Below are 14,074 nucleotides of genomic sequence, written 5' to 3'. Positions count from 1 at the left end.
ACGTACTCCTCTGCGTCACAGAGTATAGTCGCTAGCAGCGAAGCTATTACTCTACAATACAGAATAGTGGGGACGCGGAGTTCGTGGCTTGGTCAGGTGAAATGCGCAAAGGGGTTGTGGAGTTGTGCGTGCTCGCCCTGCTCGATGATGGCCCGGCCTACGGGTACCAGATCGCGCAAAGGCTTGCGCTGCACCCATCGCTCTCGATGAAAGAGAGCACGCTCTACCTCTTGCTTGCCCGCCTCCAGAAAGAGGGATTGGTGGCAGTGGAGATGAGAGCTTCCGAGCGCGGTCCCAAGCGACGCTATTTTTCGCTCAATGCGGATGGCCGCGCGCGCCTAAAAGGGATGGCTTCGTTCTGGGGTGAAATGAGAGAGGATGTGGGTGCTGTAATCGGGGGCGAGACATCATGACATTTGGGACCGAAAGAATCGATACAGCGCATATCGAGAAAGCCATCGCGCAGCTCGAACAGTCGCTTCGAGCATCTGGCTATGACCTTGATGAAATGGGCTCAATTGCCCAAGGCGCGCGCGAACATGTCGAAGAATTGATCGCCAATGATCCTTCGGTGTCCGAAAGTGAATTGATCGCATTCATCAACGGCTTTTCCGATCCCGAGATAGCCGCATCGCCGCAACCACCAGCCAACGAGCATGGCCTGACCGGCATGTTCGCATTGGCCAGCGCTCTTGTCGGGATTGCGATTATGATTGCGGCATTTCTCTCGGCGGACCCCGATCTGGGCGGCGCGCTGATGCTGCTTGGTACATTGCTTGGTGGTGGCCTTGCCTGCGTTCTCGGATTTCTCTCACGCCGGAGCCAGACAGGCAAAATCGCAATCGCGATGGGAGCAGCATTGTGGCTGTGTCTCTTTGTATTTCTGGCCGTGCCATAGGATTGCGAGCCCTAAAGCCAGCGCGCACCTCAACAGGAGAACAGCTCGGCTGGGTGCCCCGTTATACTGCGCGCACCCGCTCATAAAGCAGCCGCGTTTCGAGCAGGTTTGAAATCCGCAAACCCACTTCGATCAGGTCAAACGGCTTGGAGACGAAATCCTTTGCGCCCAGCGCCAGTGCCTTGCGCCTTGCCTGAATTGTCGTGTCCGCCGTCAACACCAGAACGGGGCGGAATTCATCGGCTGCATCGTGGCGCGAAAACGCTTCCAGCAATTGAAACCCGTCAATCTCGGGCATCATCAGATCGAGGAGGACCAGATCAGGCTCGATATCGATATAGGTTTTAAGGGCCTCGCTTGAATCGGTGAGGCAATGCACATCGGTGTAGCCTTCGCGCTGCAGCAAATTGCGTAGAAGCACGACATTGGCTTCCTCATCATCGATCGCAAGGATGCGGCAACCGAGGATTTTCTCAGGCTCGATCAGTTGAACGGGCATGGGTGCTTCAGCTCTCCTGCGCTTCGATCACATCGGAAGACGCGGCATCTTTTGCCGCCAGACGAAACCAGAAGCGTGCGCCCGGATCGTTGCTCGAATACCCGATAACCCCGTTCATGGACTCTACCAGCGACTTTGAAAGCGCGAGGCCAAGGCCAGTCCCTTCGGTCTTCGTCTTCTTGTTCTGGCCCAACCGATCAAACGCGGTGAACAGGCGCGATGCCTTGTCAGGATCAACGCCCGGGCCATCATCCTCGACAAAGAAGGACACTTGCCCCTCGTCATCCTGCGCCGCGCCCAGTCTCACATAGCTGCCATCGGTGTTGTATTTCGCTGAATTGCCGACAAGATTGAGGATCACCTGTGTGAGCCGGCGACGATCTGCCCTGACGGCAAGCGCGCTTTCCGGCAGGCTCATTTCAAACGAAAGCCCCGCGCTGGAGACGATCGGATCGGCAAGATCATGCGCCTCGCGCAGCACGCTTGCGACATCGAGCATTTCGAATTGCAGATCCGCGCCGCCCGCCTCAATGCTGGAAATATCGAGCAGATCGTTGATCAGCGCGAGCAGGTGGCGGCCTGCCATGGTGATCCGGTCTATCGCCTCGCGGTGGGGCTCATTGAAATCCTCAACATCGATTTCGAGCAATTGCCCAAAGCCCAGGATCGCATTGAGCGGCGTGCGCAATTCATGGCTGGTGCGCGACAGGAACTCGCTCTTGGCAAGGTTGGCCGCTTCTGCCTCCTCGCGCGCCAGGCGCAAGGCTTCTTCGCTGCGGCGGCGTTCGGACATGTCGCGAGTGACTTTGGCAAAGCCTTGCAGTTCTCCGTCCTCATCGCGCAGTGCTGTGATGACAACATTGGCCCAAAACCGCGATCCATCCTTGCGCAGGCGCCAGCCTTCGTCCTCTGCCGATCCATCAGCGCGGGCGCGTTCGAGCATTTGCTTGGGAAGGAAATCGCGCGTGTCGTCTGGATAAAACGTGCTGAAATGCTCGCCAAGAATTTCGTGCGCCTGCCAGCCTTTGATGCGTTCGGCGCCCAGATTCCAGCTTGTGACTATGCCATCGGGGCTCAGCGCGAAAATCCCGTAATCACGCACCCCTTCGATCACGAGGCGAAAGCGTTCTTCACTGGCGCGCAAGTCTTCTTCGCGTTTCCTCAAAAGCGCGCTTGCCCCGACGAGGCGCTGGGTCAAACGCCCGATCTCATCGGCCTCTTCAGGCAGCTCGGTCAGCCGCTCCCCGCGCGCGAGCAATTCGGCATTGCTCTCTAGTTTGCTGACACGGCGCACGATCCCGGTCGAAAACAAGTAAACCGCGGCCAGACTTCCCAGAAGCCCCACAATCCCGCTCACCGCTGTAAGCGTCAAAAACCGCGTTCGAACATCGTCAACCAGTGCGCGGCGTTCATCGAGAACGACAGCTTCGCGCTGCTGGATCTTGTCAATTTCGCGCCGCACACTGTCGAGTGCGAGCTTGTTGGCGATCAACGCCTCTTCGATTTCCTCGCGGCTCGATGCCTGAGGGATTTCGGAAAGCGCGACCGTGGATCTCAGCCCTTCGCGCTTTTCTTCAACGACCAGAAGAAGGTCCTCAAAATACCGACTGACGACTTCATCCTCAATCGCAATATCGAGCCGCTCGAGTGTTGGCGGCAATTCCCGTTCTGATTTTCTATAGGGTTCGAGAAAGCGATCTTCGCCCGTAAGCGCATATCCGCGAACACCCGTCGCCGCCTCGGCCAGAAGCGCGTGGACCTGATAGATGTCGCGCTGGATGGCAAAGGCACGACGCACATCGTCTTCGGCGCGGGCTTCAGCGCTGCTGGCAAGGTAAAGCGATACGAGCGCCCCCAAGAGCACCGCGAGCGGCAAAGCAATGACCACCAGCCCCTTGAATGCGAGCGGACGGTCGGTCCAAAGCCGCATCGACATTGCCCCCCGATGATCTGTCAAAACGCACTTTTCCCGGTTGATTTCATTTTTTCGGCAAGGACAGCGGCTTGCGTCCGATCAGCGACGCCCAGTTTGCCTATCAAGCGTTCAACATGAACTTTGACCGTGGCAGGGCTGATATCAAGCTTGCGAGCGATTTCCTTGTTGGTCAGACCTTCGGCGACATAGCCCACCACTTCCTGTTCGCGGGGAGTGAGTATTTCAGCGAGATCGCCGGCGCGGCTCACCGGGGCGTTCGATCTCATCGCAGCGCTTACCAGATCGAGCGGGATGGCGGACTGCCCGCCCATCACTTGCTCAATTGCCGATCGCAAATCGCCAATCGCGGTATCTTTCAGAACATAACCCGCAGCGCCCGCAGCAAGCGCTTCTCGAACATAGCCTGGCATATCGTGAAGCGTTAGCATGATGATGCGCGTCGAAAGGCCCATAGCCGCGATACGGCGCGTTGCCTCCAGCCCGTCTATCCCTTCGCCAAGGCGCACGTCCATCAGGACAATGTCAGGTTTGAGATCCTGGACAAGCTCAATCGCCTGCTCACCCGTTTCGGCAAGCCCTACAATATCAAATCCATCACCTGCCAGAACCGCTCGCAAACCTTCGCGGGCAAGCTGGTGATCATCAACGATTAGAATGCGCGGCCCGCTCATCTTTGGGACCTTTTTGGAAGCGTCGCCGTGACTGTCACACCGCCCGCTTCTCCTGCTTGCCAATCGAGCGCGCCGCCAATGGCTGTCATACGCTCTTTCATCACGTCAATGCCGACATTGTGTCCGGCAAGTCCCGCCGATGCGCGCGTTTCAGCCGAAGGGCCGCGTCCTTTGTCAGCAATGCTGAGGACCATGGGATCGCTATCGAGCCGCGCTTCGATTGAAACGTCGCAAGGGCCGCCCGCATGTTTCTGGATATTGGTGATCGCTTCTTGTGCGACCCGAAACAGGGCTGTTTCGTGCAGCGAGGATAGCGACCGGTCATCGCCTTCAAGGCGGGCCGTGACATTAAATCCCTGCGTCTCCAATCCATCGGCAAGCGAATGAAGCGCTGCCAAAAAGCCAAGGTCATCGAGCAAGGTCGGCCTTAGCCCAGCGATCACTCGGCGCAGTTCAGATACAAGCGAACGCGCAACCTCGGCTTGCGAAACGCCAACAGCGCTGCTCGATTGCCGTGCTTCTGACCCTTCGAGCAAGCGCACAAGCGCGGTGGCCGTCTGCGCAACACCATCGTGCAATTCGTGGCTGACACGGCGGCGTTCTTCTTCCTGCGCTGTAAATATCTTTTCGAGCAGCATTTCGAGCGTCTTTTCGCGCTCCTGAAGTTCAGCAAGCAGCGCGCTTCGCTCGCGCTCGGTGCGGATGCGTTCAATCGTCGTGCCCATCATATCAAGCTGCATGCGAAACGCTTCGCGATCTTCGGCATCGGGAATGGCGTCCAGACCTGAAAGCCCCTCGATCACCAGTTTCGCAACGACCTGCCCATCCTGTCCCGGCGCGTAAATGTCTATGCCGGCGGCGCTCTCATCGGCAGCCGAAACCGAGCCTGATCGGCTTCCGACAAAGAATGCCAGTCGTTCGGCGCACTTACTTAATATGTCATCGAGAGTGCTCGCTTCGGCCTTGGCCAAATCCTGTCCCGAAACCGATAAAAGCCGCAATCGCGCCGCACGCGATTCAGCCGCTCTATATAACTCGCGCAGTTCGGCGATGGTTTCGCTATCGTTTGGCAGAGCGGAAATGCGGTGGTCCATGCGCCCTAACTAATGCTTCCTGCGAAAAACGCATAGGCCATTCGGCGTACGCCGGACAGCAAGCCACCCGGCTGATTACGCAAAGCTCGTCTCAACGTATCTAAAGCTCACCGGCCGCAAATGGTCGTCACAGTTTTTTGGGGGCTCCAAGTTTTTCAAAGCACCCTTTGTTCGAAAAGAGGAAGTTTTATGTCTATCTCACTCAAAAGTTCGCTCGGCCTTGCTGCTCTTGGCGCTGCTGCAACCACTGCCGTTGTTGGCATGCCTGCAATCGCGCAGAGCGCTCCTGCAGCCATCACCACCGAAGAAGTTGAAGCCGCTCAGCGCGCATGGGGCGACGGCATCGTTGCGATTTCTGCCGCACACACCGAGGGCAGCGATTACGTTGCAACCGCACGCAATCACCTCGACACGCTTTACAACTATGACAACGGCATGGTGCTCTTCAAGCCGACGCTTGCTGCTGAAGACCAGTTCCGCGGCACCTATGACGAGGCGCTGAGCTACTTCGTCAAAGGCATGCGCGCTGAAGACAGCGGCTTTGCGATTAAAGGCTGGACAGCTGTCCGCTTCGAGAACGAAGGCATTGTCACCGATGATGACAACGCGATGGCCATGGGTAACTACTACTTCACTGGCGCAGACGGCAGCGTGACCAAGGTTGAATACACCTTCGGATATGTCCGCGACGAAGACGGCAATCTGAAGATCAACACGCACCACAGCTCGATGCCATTCGCACCGGTTGCCGTGGCTTCTGCTGCCGATTGATCAAGACTGACTGAGAAAGAAAGCGCCTAAGAATCAGCCCCTCCCCCCCCTGTCATAGGCGCTTTTGGCGGGCGACATCTGACCCGGTGTCGCCCGCCCAATATTTTCTCACTTCTCCTGGAAACCACGAGTACGTCATGCTCAATTTGAAAGGCGCGCTGCTTGCAGCTCCGCGCGTTCTCCCAAACGCACGATCTGCGAGCGCGCAGAACAGCGCTGATCCTGCCGGGATCAAAGGAGACGCTGCTAGCGTTATGTCGAATGGAGAATCTTACGACATGACTGCAGACCTTTCGGACAAACTTGGCGCAGGCCAGAATAACCTTTTTTAACAGACCCTTGTTGCAGCCGCTTCTCTCTTCTTTTGGGGAGCGGCTGCATTTGTTTTTCCCTTTTCCAATCGCGAGAATACTCATGATCGTTGCACGCCGCTCCGCCATCGCGCTTTCAGCGCTTTCCACCGTCCTGATCGCGCAGCCTGCCGCAGCGACAGAAGATGATTTCAACGTGTGGACCGGCCAGTTCGTTGTGATTGATCTGGGCGAAGACAGCGACTGGTACATTCGCGGCGAAGCGCAGGAGCGTTTTACCAACGATGCCGATAGGCTGGGCCAATTGCTTTTGCGCTCAATGGTTGGATACCGCATCAGCAAAGACGTGAATATCGGCGGAGGTTACGCTTACATCCTGACTGATCCGGTGGGGCCAGTCGAAATCAATGAACACCGTTTCTATCAGGAGCTGAACGTCCGACTGCTCGACAAGGACGGGGTGACGCTCGATTCGCGCACCCGGCTTGAACAGCGCACTTTCGAAGAAGGCGATGGCACGTCATGGCGCTTTCGCAACTTTGTGCAGCTGCGCGTCCCGATCAGCGAAAACAACCAATTCGTCGCCTACACCGAGCCGTTTATTGAGCTCAACGAAACCGAATTTCAGCGCGGCGGATTGAGCGTTTGGCGTAACTTTGTGGGGGTTTCGATCCCGATTGCCAAAGGCGTGCAGGCTGTGCCCGGATACCTCAATCAAACCGTTTTTCGCGATGGCGAAGATCGGATGGATCACGTTGCCAACGTCAATGTCTTTATGAATTTCTAGACCCGCGAGCAGCCTTACTTAGTGCCGGACTTAGAGGTCCGGATCATTTTGCTTGCAATGCGCCGCTATACTTTTGCGGTATATCGATTTTGTCGATTTCTATACGATATGGCTTTCGCCGTTCGGCCCGCTCCTGTGTTAACACCTTGTTACAAATAGGGGATGGGCTGGAACAAGATGGCTGGCAACAGACACGAAGCATTTGAGGACTATCACGAGATAAAGACCTCGTCCGACAGGGCCTTTGGCCTGACGGTCGGCGTCATTCTTCTCGCGATCGCTTTTGTCAGGCTGTGGTTCTTTGATGCGGGCCAGACCAGCACCATAGCTGTGGCAGCGCCCGGCACATTGCTTGTTTTGTTCGGCATTGTCGCCCCGAAAGTCTTGTCCCCGCTCAACAAGGTATGGACCAAGTTTGGTCTGCTCCTCGCCATGATCGTCAATCCGATCATCATGGGGATCATGTATTTCGTGTTGTTCGTCCCCATCGGGCTGATCATGAAGGTCTTCCGCCGCGATGCCCTGCGCCAAAGGCCGCAGCCGGACGCGCAATCATTCTGGGTCGAGCGGGATCCCGCCGGGCCCGAACCCGAAACAATGACCAACCAATTCTGAAGGTTGACGTAGAGAGGACACAGCCATGGAGCTGCTGAAGGAACTGTTTGTCTTTTTGAAAGCGCGCAAAAAGCTTTGGATGGCGCCGATCCTGTTGATCATGTTGCTGTTTGGCGCCTTGATCGTGCTGACACAGGGCACAGCTGTCGCCCCGTTCATCTACAGCATATTCTGATCCGCGGCACAGATCATGCGCATTCTGGGGGTATCAGCGTTCTATCATGACAGCGCGGCTGCGTTGGTCGAAGACGGCAGGATCGTGGCTGCCGCTCAGGAAGAGCGGTTTACGCGGCGAAAGCACGATCCGCGTTTTCCAACCAAGGCAATCGAGTACTGCCTTTCAGAGGCGGGGTGCGGGGTCGACGGCGTTGACCATGTGGTGTTTTACGAAAAGCCGTTCCTGAAGTTTGAACGGCTGCTGGAATCCTATTTCGCTACGGTTCCAACCGGCTTCAATTCGTTCCGCATGGCGATCCCGCTGTGGATCAAGGACAAGCTGTTTCAAAAGCGCCTGCTGCGCGAGGAACTGGGCAAGATTGCAGGCACAAAATCGTGGGAGGGCTCGCTGCTCTTCACCGAGCATCACCAGTCGCACGCCGCAAGCGCCTTCTTCCCGTCTCCTTTCGAAAGCGCTGCCGTTCTGACGATGGATGGCGTTGGCGAATGGTGCACCACTTCGCTGGGTCAGGGGCGCGGCAACAGCCTTGAAATCACGAAGGAATTGCACTTCCCGCATTCGCTGGGCCTGCTCTATTCCGCTTTCACCTATTACACCGGTTTCAAGGTCAATTCGGGCGAATACAAGGTGATGGGCCTCGCGCCTTATGGTGAGCCCAAATACACCCAGAAAATCTTTGATCACCTGATCGATGTGAAGGCTGATGGGACCTTCCAGCTCAACCAGAAGTACTTCAACTATGTCTCGGGTCTGACGATGACGTCGAAGGCGTTCGACAGATTGTTCGATGGGCCGCCGCGCAAACCCGAACAGGAATTGACGCAGCGCGAAATGGACCTCGCTGCCTCTGTCCAGAAAGTGACCGAGGAAATCGTCATCAAGCTTGCCCGCTCGATCCGCAAGGAAACAGGCGAGCGCAATCTGTGCCTTGCAGGCGGCGTTGCGCTCAATTGCGTCGCGAACGGCAAATTGCTCCGCGAAAACATCTTTGACGACATCTGGATTCAGCCAGCCGCTGGCGATGCGGGTGGAGCGTTGGGAGCAGCGATCGCCGCCTGGCACCAATTCCTTGGGCAAGACCGGGCGACACCTATCGCCGGCAAAGACACGATGAAGGGCTCCTACCTCGGCCCCGTGTTCGAGCAGGACGAAATCGAGGCGCGCCTCACCGCCATGGGCGCAAAGTTCGAGACTGTCAGCGATGCAGACATGATCGCCAAAACCGCCGATGCGCTCGCCGACGGCAAAGCCATTGGCTGGATGCAGGGCCGTATGGAATTTGGCCCGCGCGCCTTGGGCGGACGGTCCATCCTCGGCGATCCGCGATCACCGACCATGCAGAAAACGCTGAACCTCAAAGTGAAATTCCGCGAGAGCTTCCGCCCCTTTGCCCCGTCCGTCAAACGCGAGAACGTATCGCAATGGTTCGATCATGACCGTGACAGCCCGTACATGCTGATTGTCGGCGATGTAGCAGAAGAAACGCGCCGCGAAATGACCGAGGAAGAGCAGCAGCTGTTCGGTATCGACAAATTGAATGTCGCGCGATCTTCGATCCCCGCCATCACCCATGTCGATTATTCCGCGCGCATCCAGACAGTGCACCAGGACACCAATCCCAAATACTGGGAGCTGCTATCCGCCTTTGAAGAGCGCACCGGGTGCCCCGTGCTGATCAACACCAGCTTTAACGTGCGCGGTGAACCCATCGTCTGCACACCCGAGGACGCATTTCGCTGCTTCATGGGCACGGGCCTTGATGTGCTGACGATCGGCAATTGCGTGCTTTACAAGGATCAACAGGATCCAAAGCTCGCCGAGGACTACACCGACATGTTCGAGCTGGATTGATGACACAAACCCTCTCCCCTGAAGCGCAGGGAACTGACAATACAAAACGGCCCATCAGCCGCGCGCTTGCCATGCTGCTGTGCCTCATTCCGGCGAGCTATTTCATACTGATAGCGGGATATGCCGCGCTCAATTTCTCTGAATACGGGGCCGATGTGCCGCGCTTTCTTCGCTATATCGGCGCCCCTTTGGCGATTGCCGGGCTGCTGATCTACGCTGGCCGCAAATTGTCGCCACCTCGCGCTGCCAATGTCGGTTTGATTTCGGCGGCCGCCTTGTTCGCGCTCCTGATCATCGAGATCATTTTGAACGCCCGCCTGCTGTTCGCGATCTTCAACATGGTCGGGATGCTCGCACCCGAAGGCGGCGCGGAAGACGCAGCCGTTCGAGGCCAATCGAACCTGCCGCCCATGTTCAGCAGCAAACAGATTCAATCCGACCTCGATATCAAGGCGCTCGATCAGTCGGTCCTTGCAGGCGCGCCCAATCAGGAAGTTCTGCTGTGCGCCAATGAGGGCGCTCCTGTCTACTACACCGCCGACCGGTACGGTTTTAACAATCCCGACACGATCTATGAGGACACAATCGACCTCGCGATCATCGGAGACTCCTTTGTCGAGGGGCACTGCCAATTCGAAGGCGACACGCTGCTTGATCGCATGCGCACGCTCCAGCCCCGCTCTGTCAGCTTCGGCATTCGCTCAGGCGGCCCTTTGCTCGAACTTGCCATCCTTGGCCGGTACGCATCGCATTATGAACCCGACTATGTCGTGATGGCATTTTTCGAGGGTAATGATTGGCAGAACCTTGAGCGCGAAACGCAGATGGAATGGCTCATGCCTGCGCTTGAGGAAGACGTTGATTTCGGTGAGCCAGAGCTGACCGAAGATCAAAAGGCAGCGATCGATACGCTGTTTCAGGATTGGTGGAGCCGGCAAGTCTCACCCACCAATGTGCTCACCAAATCCTCATTCCTGCGCAATGTCATCGCGCTCAATGAAGTGTGGAGCGTGCTGGGTCTCGATTACCCGCGAGTATCCAAAAAGCAACCGATTTACAGCGATATACTTGCGCGCTCGAAAGAGTTGACCGAGCAATGGGGCGGCAAGTTCGCGCTTGTCTATATCCCGCAGGACGTGCGGTATCGCGGCTTGCTCAACAAGTCCTTCGTCTACGATCAATTGCGCGGCGACGTGCTGGCCGCAGCCGAGGCAAACGGGATTGAAGTGATCGACCTAACCGACATATTCGCGAGGTCCGAAGATCCGACAGCGCTTTATGCGCCCGATGCGCATTTCAGCCCCGAAGGCGCCCAGGTGGCGGCAGAAGCGATCAATGAATGGGTCGTATCTCAAGGCGGCGTCAAGCAAGAGACGAACGCAGACGCCAGCCCCCAATCGGGAAGCTGAGCCAAAGCCAGCCCGGCTACCAATTGTCGCGTTGCTTTAAGAGGAAACGGATGGTGAATGGCCCAGTCCACCTCTAACCCGTCTACGGGAACTAAGTCCCGTTTGAACGGGATTTTTGGCCTAGTTTGAGTCTGTCAAGAGAACCAGACGTTCGCTTTTATCGCGTAATTGCAGTCTCTTACCACCTCAATCGGGATGCTTCCGAAATCTCAGAACGGGAATTTTTCCTTTGCTCGACGGGAATTCTCCCAACGTAAACGGCAATTGAGCAAACCCTATCAAACTAGCCGGAAATTGAATTTCTTACTTCAGCCTTACGGACGAATTTCGTTCGGTTCAGAATCACCTTTTTCAAGCATCTGGAAGGTGAAAAATGACAATCTCAAATAAACTCAGAAATGAGCTACAAGTCGAGTATCGCTCGATCGAAGAGCTCCGCGAAAATCCTGATAACGCGAAGCTGCATCCCAAGGAGCAGATCTCAAAGATCTGCCGTTCAATCAGACAGTTTGGATTTCTGGTGCCGCTCCTCGTCGATGGAGACGGCATGGTGCTGTGCGGGCACGGTCGACTAGAGGCAGCCAAGCAGCTCGGTGAGAAGACATTGCCCGTGGTGTGCATTGATCATCTCACGGAAGCCGAGCGCCGAGCGTTCGTCATCGCTGACAACAAGCTGGCGGAACAAGGCAAATGGGATGAAGAGCAGCTGGCGATCGAGTTCAACGCTTTACTCGAACTCGAGGGCGCAATTGAGATAATCGATACGGGTTTTGAGATTGGTGAAATCGACTATCTGATCGAGAAGAGCCGGGACGAAAGCGAAACTGAGGAGGCGGAGTTCCTCGCCACAGACGTAGAGCAGCGCTGCAGAGTTGGCGATCTATGGCAACTCGGCAAACACAAACTTTATTGCGGAGATGCGCTTGACCCAAAGAGCTACGAAACCTTGCTTAGTTCAGAAAAGGCGGGGCTGGTGTTTACCGACCCGCCCTACAATTTGCCGATCGCTGGTGTTGCTTCTGGCAGAGGGAAAGTTCAGCATCAGGACTTCGTGCAAGCAAGCGGAGAGATGTCACGGAAGACATTTGGTGAGTTTCTAGAGCGCTTTATCCAGTTTTCGATCGCTTCGACAAAGGATGGAGCCATCCACTTCATTTGCATGGACTGGCGGCAGATTGATCTGCTGGTAAGCGTCGGCCACAAGCAGTTTGACGAGCTCAAAGCAATCTGCGTTTGGGACAAAGGGACGGGATCTATGGGCTCGCTCTACCGCAGTCGTCACGAGTTCATCGCTGTATTCAAATCTGGCTCCGAGCCGCACATCAACAATGTCGAACTTGGCCGTCACGGTCGCAATCGTTCAAACGTCTGGACCTATCCAGGGATGGGATCATTCGGGCGAGGACGCTCTAAAGCACTGAGCCTCCATCCGACCGTCAAGAATTTGGAAATGGTGGCCGATGCCATCCTTGATTGTTCCAATCCAGGTGACCTGGTGCTTGATCCATTCGCAGGATCGGGAACGACTGCTCTAGCTGCGCAAAGAACAAAGCGACGAGCCGCATTGATCGAGCTCGATCCGCATTACTGCGACATCATCTTGCATCGGTTCCGTGAAGCGACGGGTGTCGAGCCATTTAGAGTCAGGAAAAAGGAGGCCGCAACGATTTCGCCAGCTGCAACCACGGAGGCGGACAATGGATGAAGTAGAGGATGACGATGCAGACTATGAGGTTGGTTACAAGAAGCCGCCAAAGCAACACCAGTTCAAGAAAGGGAACAAGGCTGCAGCCGGCAGGCGAAAGTCGAAACATCGGCAGAATGCTGATGCAATGTTGGCGAGGCTATTGTACGAAAAGGTAACGGTGAAGATTGATGGCAAAAGGGTCCAAATGACTAGGTTCGAGGCGATGCTGAGGAATTTTCTCAATGAGGCTCGAACGTCACCGCGCGACATGCTGCGGCTTTTTGAGCTGATCAAGGAGTCAGAGATTGACGATGTTCGTCCCGACCTTAGCGAGGATGGCCCTCGCAAACTAATCGTCGAGTTTGTCGGCAATGAAGTGAAGCCAGTTTATGATACGTGTCCTAAGGGGCCAATAGATAGCTGCTAGGAATGCCGATGCCTTTAGAGCTGATCGATGAGCTCAGCTCTTTCGCCCTCGATCTCCTCCGCGAGCTTGGCGGCTCGAGCATCAAAGGAGCTACGGGTCATGTATTGGAGCGCTATGCCCATTCTGTTGTGACCGGTGCCATCGCAGTCTTGTGACCTTTGACGATAGTTGCTGCGGGCAATCTGGTAGAGCGAGAGAGCAAAACGATTGCGAGACCCGGGATAAGGCGGCGGGCTTTCTGAAGAGAATGAGAAGGTTAAGACAACTGCGACATCGCGTGAACTATAGATGCGCGAGAAACGAACGCTTTGCCCGCTGCTGCGAGAATTGCGGTGCGCTCGAGAGAGGTCAACGCGGCTGAACTCCTCTTCAAAAATGGCTTCCGGATATTTGGTAGCGAGGCCCGCTGAGAGTTCTTCAAGCAACGCAACGGCATTGTTGCTACATTGAGCGGTTGAAACGAGCCAGACCTGATCAAGGCGCCGTTTTGCAAAACGCGGTTCGATCTCGAATGGCATTCCTGCAATCTGGATCTTTTCAGAACGAAGTGAAATCCGAAGCTGACTGGGGTCATCATCTGCCCTTCGCCGATACTGTCTCGCGCTCGATACCTCAGGAATATCACGAATGATTGCAAGTGCTTCTTCCGGTGACATGCCAACCCTCAAATCTTGCCAAAGCATAGGAGGCACGGCTGATTCAATCTGCTCGTCGACAATCCTTACGGAAGAATTGCCAGCGACGCCTGACTCATCACCTTGCTGTTCGCGCGCGTACGAGGCGGGTGGCACTACTACAACCGCAGCAGCTATGCTTCCCGCCACAGCAATCCATTGCAAGCTTTTCGCTGGAATAAACATCTTATACCTTTATGTCGTCGATAAGTGACATCACTACTGCTCGCATAGCTCGCTCAGTCAAGCAAAATGTCACTGATCGT

General features: G+C 55.9%; 16 protein-coding genes. 11 read left to right on the top strand and 5 right to left on the bottom strand.

Features of this window, described 5'->3' with window-relative positions; genetic code table 11:
• Positions 1-83 precede the first annotated feature (83 nt).
• On the top strand, positions 84-413 hold the full coding sequence (locus AUC45_RS11395; protein ID WP_197409554.1) for a PadR family transcriptional regulator: 330 nt from the start codon (positions 84-86) through the stop codon (positions 411-413).
• Positions 410-898: a hypothetical protein gene (locus tag AUC45_RS11390; RefSeq protein ID WP_067602546.1), complete on the top strand. Its 489-nt coding sequence runs from the start codon at positions 410-412 to the stop codon at positions 896-898. The genes AUC45_RS11395 and AUC45_RS11390 overlap by 4 nt, the downstream gene beginning before the upstream one ends.
• 61 nt (positions 899-959) lie before the next feature.
• Here AUC45_RS11390 and AUC45_RS11385 read toward each other — a convergent pair whose 3' ends face one another.
• The 4 genes from AUC45_RS11385 to AUC45_RS11370 are packed head-to-tail and all read right to left on the bottom strand — an operon-like array spanning position 960 to position 5,098.
• Positions 960-1,397, bottom strand: a complete 438-nt coding sequence (locus tag AUC45_RS11385) for a response regulator (protein WP_067602543.1) — start codon at positions 1,395-1,397, stop codon at positions 960-962.
• A gap of 7 nt (positions 1,398-1,404) precedes the next feature.
• Complete coding sequence (locus AUC45_RS11380; RefSeq protein WP_067603837.1) at positions 1,405-3,327, bottom strand: ATP-binding protein; 1,923 nt, start codon at positions 3,325-3,327, stop codon at positions 1,405-1,407.
• 23 nt (positions 3,328-3,350) lie between these two features.
• Positions 3,351-4,004 (bottom strand): response regulator transcription factor, encoded by a 654-nt coding sequence (locus AUC45_RS11375; RefSeq protein WP_067602540.1) that lies wholly within the window; start codon positions 4,002-4,004, stop codon positions 3,351-3,353.
• A complete protein-coding gene (locus tag AUC45_RS11370) occupies positions 4,001-5,098 on the bottom strand; it encodes a sensor histidine kinase (RefSeq protein ID WP_067602538.1) in 1,098 nt (365 codons plus the stop codon). Before AUC45_RS11370 ends, AUC45_RS11375 begins: the two co-directional genes overlap by 4 nt.
• A 189-nt stretch (positions 5,099-5,287) precedes the next feature.
• Between AUC45_RS11370 and AUC45_RS11365 the strand changes: the two genes are divergently transcribed.
• The 9 genes from AUC45_RS11365 (at position 5,288) to AUC45_RS11330 (ending at position 13,134) form a co-directional block, all read left to right on the top strand.
• Positions 5,288-5,869, top strand: coding sequence for a phosphoribosyl-AMP cyclohydrolase (locus AUC45_RS11365; RefSeq protein WP_197409553.1), 582 nt, complete (start codon positions 5,288-5,290; stop codon positions 5,867-5,869).
• Positions 5,870-6,006: 137 nt separating this feature from the next.
• Positions 6,007-6,201: a hypothetical protein gene (locus AUC45_RS11360; RefSeq protein WP_067602535.1), complete on the top strand. Its 195-nt coding sequence runs from the start codon at positions 6,007-6,009 to the stop codon at positions 6,199-6,201.
• 82 nt (positions 6,202-6,283) lie between these two features.
• Positions 6,284-6,967 carry a DUF2490 domain-containing protein gene (locus tag AUC45_RS11355; RefSeq protein WP_067602532.1) on the top strand — a complete coding sequence of 228 codons (684 nt, stop codon included), beginning with the start codon at positions 6,284-6,286 and terminating at the stop codon, positions 6,965-6,967.
• 177 nt (positions 6,968-7,144) lie between these two features.
• Complete coding sequence (locus AUC45_RS11350; RefSeq protein WP_156423832.1) at positions 7,145-7,582, top strand: SxtJ family membrane protein; 438 nt, start codon at positions 7,145-7,147, stop codon at positions 7,580-7,582.
• Between the two features lie 25 nt (positions 7,583-7,607).
• Positions 7,608-7,757: a DUF5989 family protein gene (locus AUC45_RS15890; RefSeq protein WP_197409552.1), complete on the top strand. Its 150-nt coding sequence runs from the start codon at positions 7,608-7,610 to the stop codon at positions 7,755-7,757.
• Between the two features lie 15 nt (positions 7,758-7,772).
• Positions 7,773-9,611, top strand: coding sequence for a carbamoyltransferase (locus AUC45_RS11345; RefSeq protein ID WP_067602525.1), 1,839 nt, complete (start codon positions 7,773-7,775; stop codon positions 9,609-9,611).
• Positions 9,611-11,020: a hypothetical protein gene (locus AUC45_RS11340; protein ID WP_067602522.1), complete on the top strand. Its 1,410-nt coding sequence runs from the start codon at positions 9,611-9,613 to the stop codon at positions 11,018-11,020. The genes AUC45_RS11345 and AUC45_RS11340 overlap by 1 nt, the downstream gene beginning before the upstream one ends.
• A 373-nt stretch (positions 11,021-11,393) precedes the next feature.
• Complete coding sequence (locus AUC45_RS11335; RefSeq protein WP_067602519.1) at positions 11,394-12,725, top strand: DNA methyltransferase; 1,332 nt, start codon at positions 11,394-11,396, stop codon at positions 12,723-12,725.
• Positions 12,718-13,134 carry a DUF5681 domain-containing protein gene (locus AUC45_RS11330; RefSeq protein WP_067602516.1) on the top strand — a complete coding sequence of 139 codons (417 nt, stop codon included), beginning with the start codon at positions 12,718-12,720 and terminating at the stop codon, positions 13,132-13,134. The genes AUC45_RS11335 and AUC45_RS11330 overlap by 8 nt, the downstream gene beginning before the upstream one ends.
• Positions 13,135-13,148: 14 nt before the next feature.
• Here AUC45_RS11330 and AUC45_RS11325 read toward each other — a convergent pair whose 3' ends face one another.
• Positions 13,149-13,790 (bottom strand): hypothetical protein, encoded by a 642-nt coding sequence (locus AUC45_RS11325; RefSeq protein ID WP_156423831.1) that lies wholly within the window; start codon positions 13,788-13,790, stop codon positions 13,149-13,151.
• Between the last annotated feature and the right edge of the window lie 284 nt (positions 13,791-14,074).

It is taken from the genome of Erythrobacter sp. YT30 (assembly GCF_001542875.1).
In the GTDB taxonomy this organism is placed as follows: Bacteria; Pseudomonadota; Alphaproteobacteria; order Sphingomonadales; family Sphingomonadaceae; genus Erythrobacter.
This window is presented reverse-complemented; position numbering and strand designations above follow the sequence as displayed.

What these genes read in the sequence shown, in the direction of transcription:
- AUC45_RS11390 (WP_067602546.1), top strand. Translation starts at nt 410, where the DNA reads ATGACATTTGGGACCGAAAGAATCGATACAGCGCATATCGAGAAAGCC.
- AUC45_RS11340 (WP_067602522.1), top strand. Translation starts at nt 9,611, where the DNA reads ATGACACAAACCCTCTCCCCTGAAGCGCAGGGAACTGACAATACAAAA.
- AUC45_RS11325 (WP_156423831.1), bottom strand. Translation starts at nt 13,790, where the DNA reads ATGTCACCGGAAGAAGCACTTGCAATCATTCGTGATATTCCTGAGGTA.
- AUC45_RS11350 (WP_156423832.1), top strand. Translation starts at nt 7,145, where the DNA reads ATGGCTGGCAACAGACACGAAGCATTTGAGGACTATCACGAGATAAAG.
- AUC45_RS11335 (WP_067602519.1), top strand. Translation starts at nt 11,394, where the DNA reads ATGACAATCTCAAATAAACTCAGAAATGAGCTACAAGTCGAGTATCGC.
- AUC45_RS11380 (WP_067603837.1), bottom strand. Translation starts at nt 3,327, where the DNA reads ATGCGGCTTTGGACCGACCGTCCGCTCGCATTCAAGGGGCTGGTGGTC.
- AUC45_RS11355 (WP_067602532.1), top strand. Translation starts at nt 6,284, where the DNA reads ATGATCGTTGCACGCCGCTCCGCCATCGCGCTTTCAGCGCTTTCCACC.
- AUC45_RS11345 (WP_067602525.1), top strand. Translation starts at nt 7,773, where the DNA reads ATGCGCATTCTGGGGGTATCAGCGTTCTATCATGACAGCGCGGCTGCG.
- AUC45_RS11385 (WP_067602543.1), bottom strand. Translation starts at nt 1,397, where the DNA reads ATGCCCGTTCAACTGATCGAGCCTGAGAAAATCCTCGGTTGCCGCATC.
- AUC45_RS11365 (WP_197409553.1), top strand. Translation starts at nt 5,288, where the DNA reads ATGTCTATCTCACTCAAAAGTTCGCTCGGCCTTGCTGCTCTTGGCGCT.
- AUC45_RS11375 (WP_067602540.1), bottom strand. Translation starts at nt 4,004, where the DNA reads ATGAGCGGGCCGCGCATTCTAATCGTTGATGATCACCAGCTTGCCCGC.
- AUC45_RS11360 (WP_067602535.1), top strand. Translation starts at nt 6,007, where the DNA reads ATGCTCAATTTGAAAGGCGCGCTGCTTGCAGCTCCGCGCGTTCTCCCA.
- AUC45_RS11330 (WP_067602516.1), top strand. Translation starts at nt 12,718, where the DNA reads ATGGATGAAGTAGAGGATGACGATGCAGACTATGAGGTTGGTTACAAG.
- AUC45_RS11370 (WP_067602538.1), bottom strand. Translation starts at nt 5,098, where the DNA reads ATGGACCACCGCATTTCCGCTCTGCCAAACGATAGCGAAACCATCGCC.
- AUC45_RS15890 (WP_197409552.1), top strand. Translation starts at nt 7,608, where the DNA reads ATGGAGCTGCTGAAGGAACTGTTTGTCTTTTTGAAAGCGCGCAAAAAG.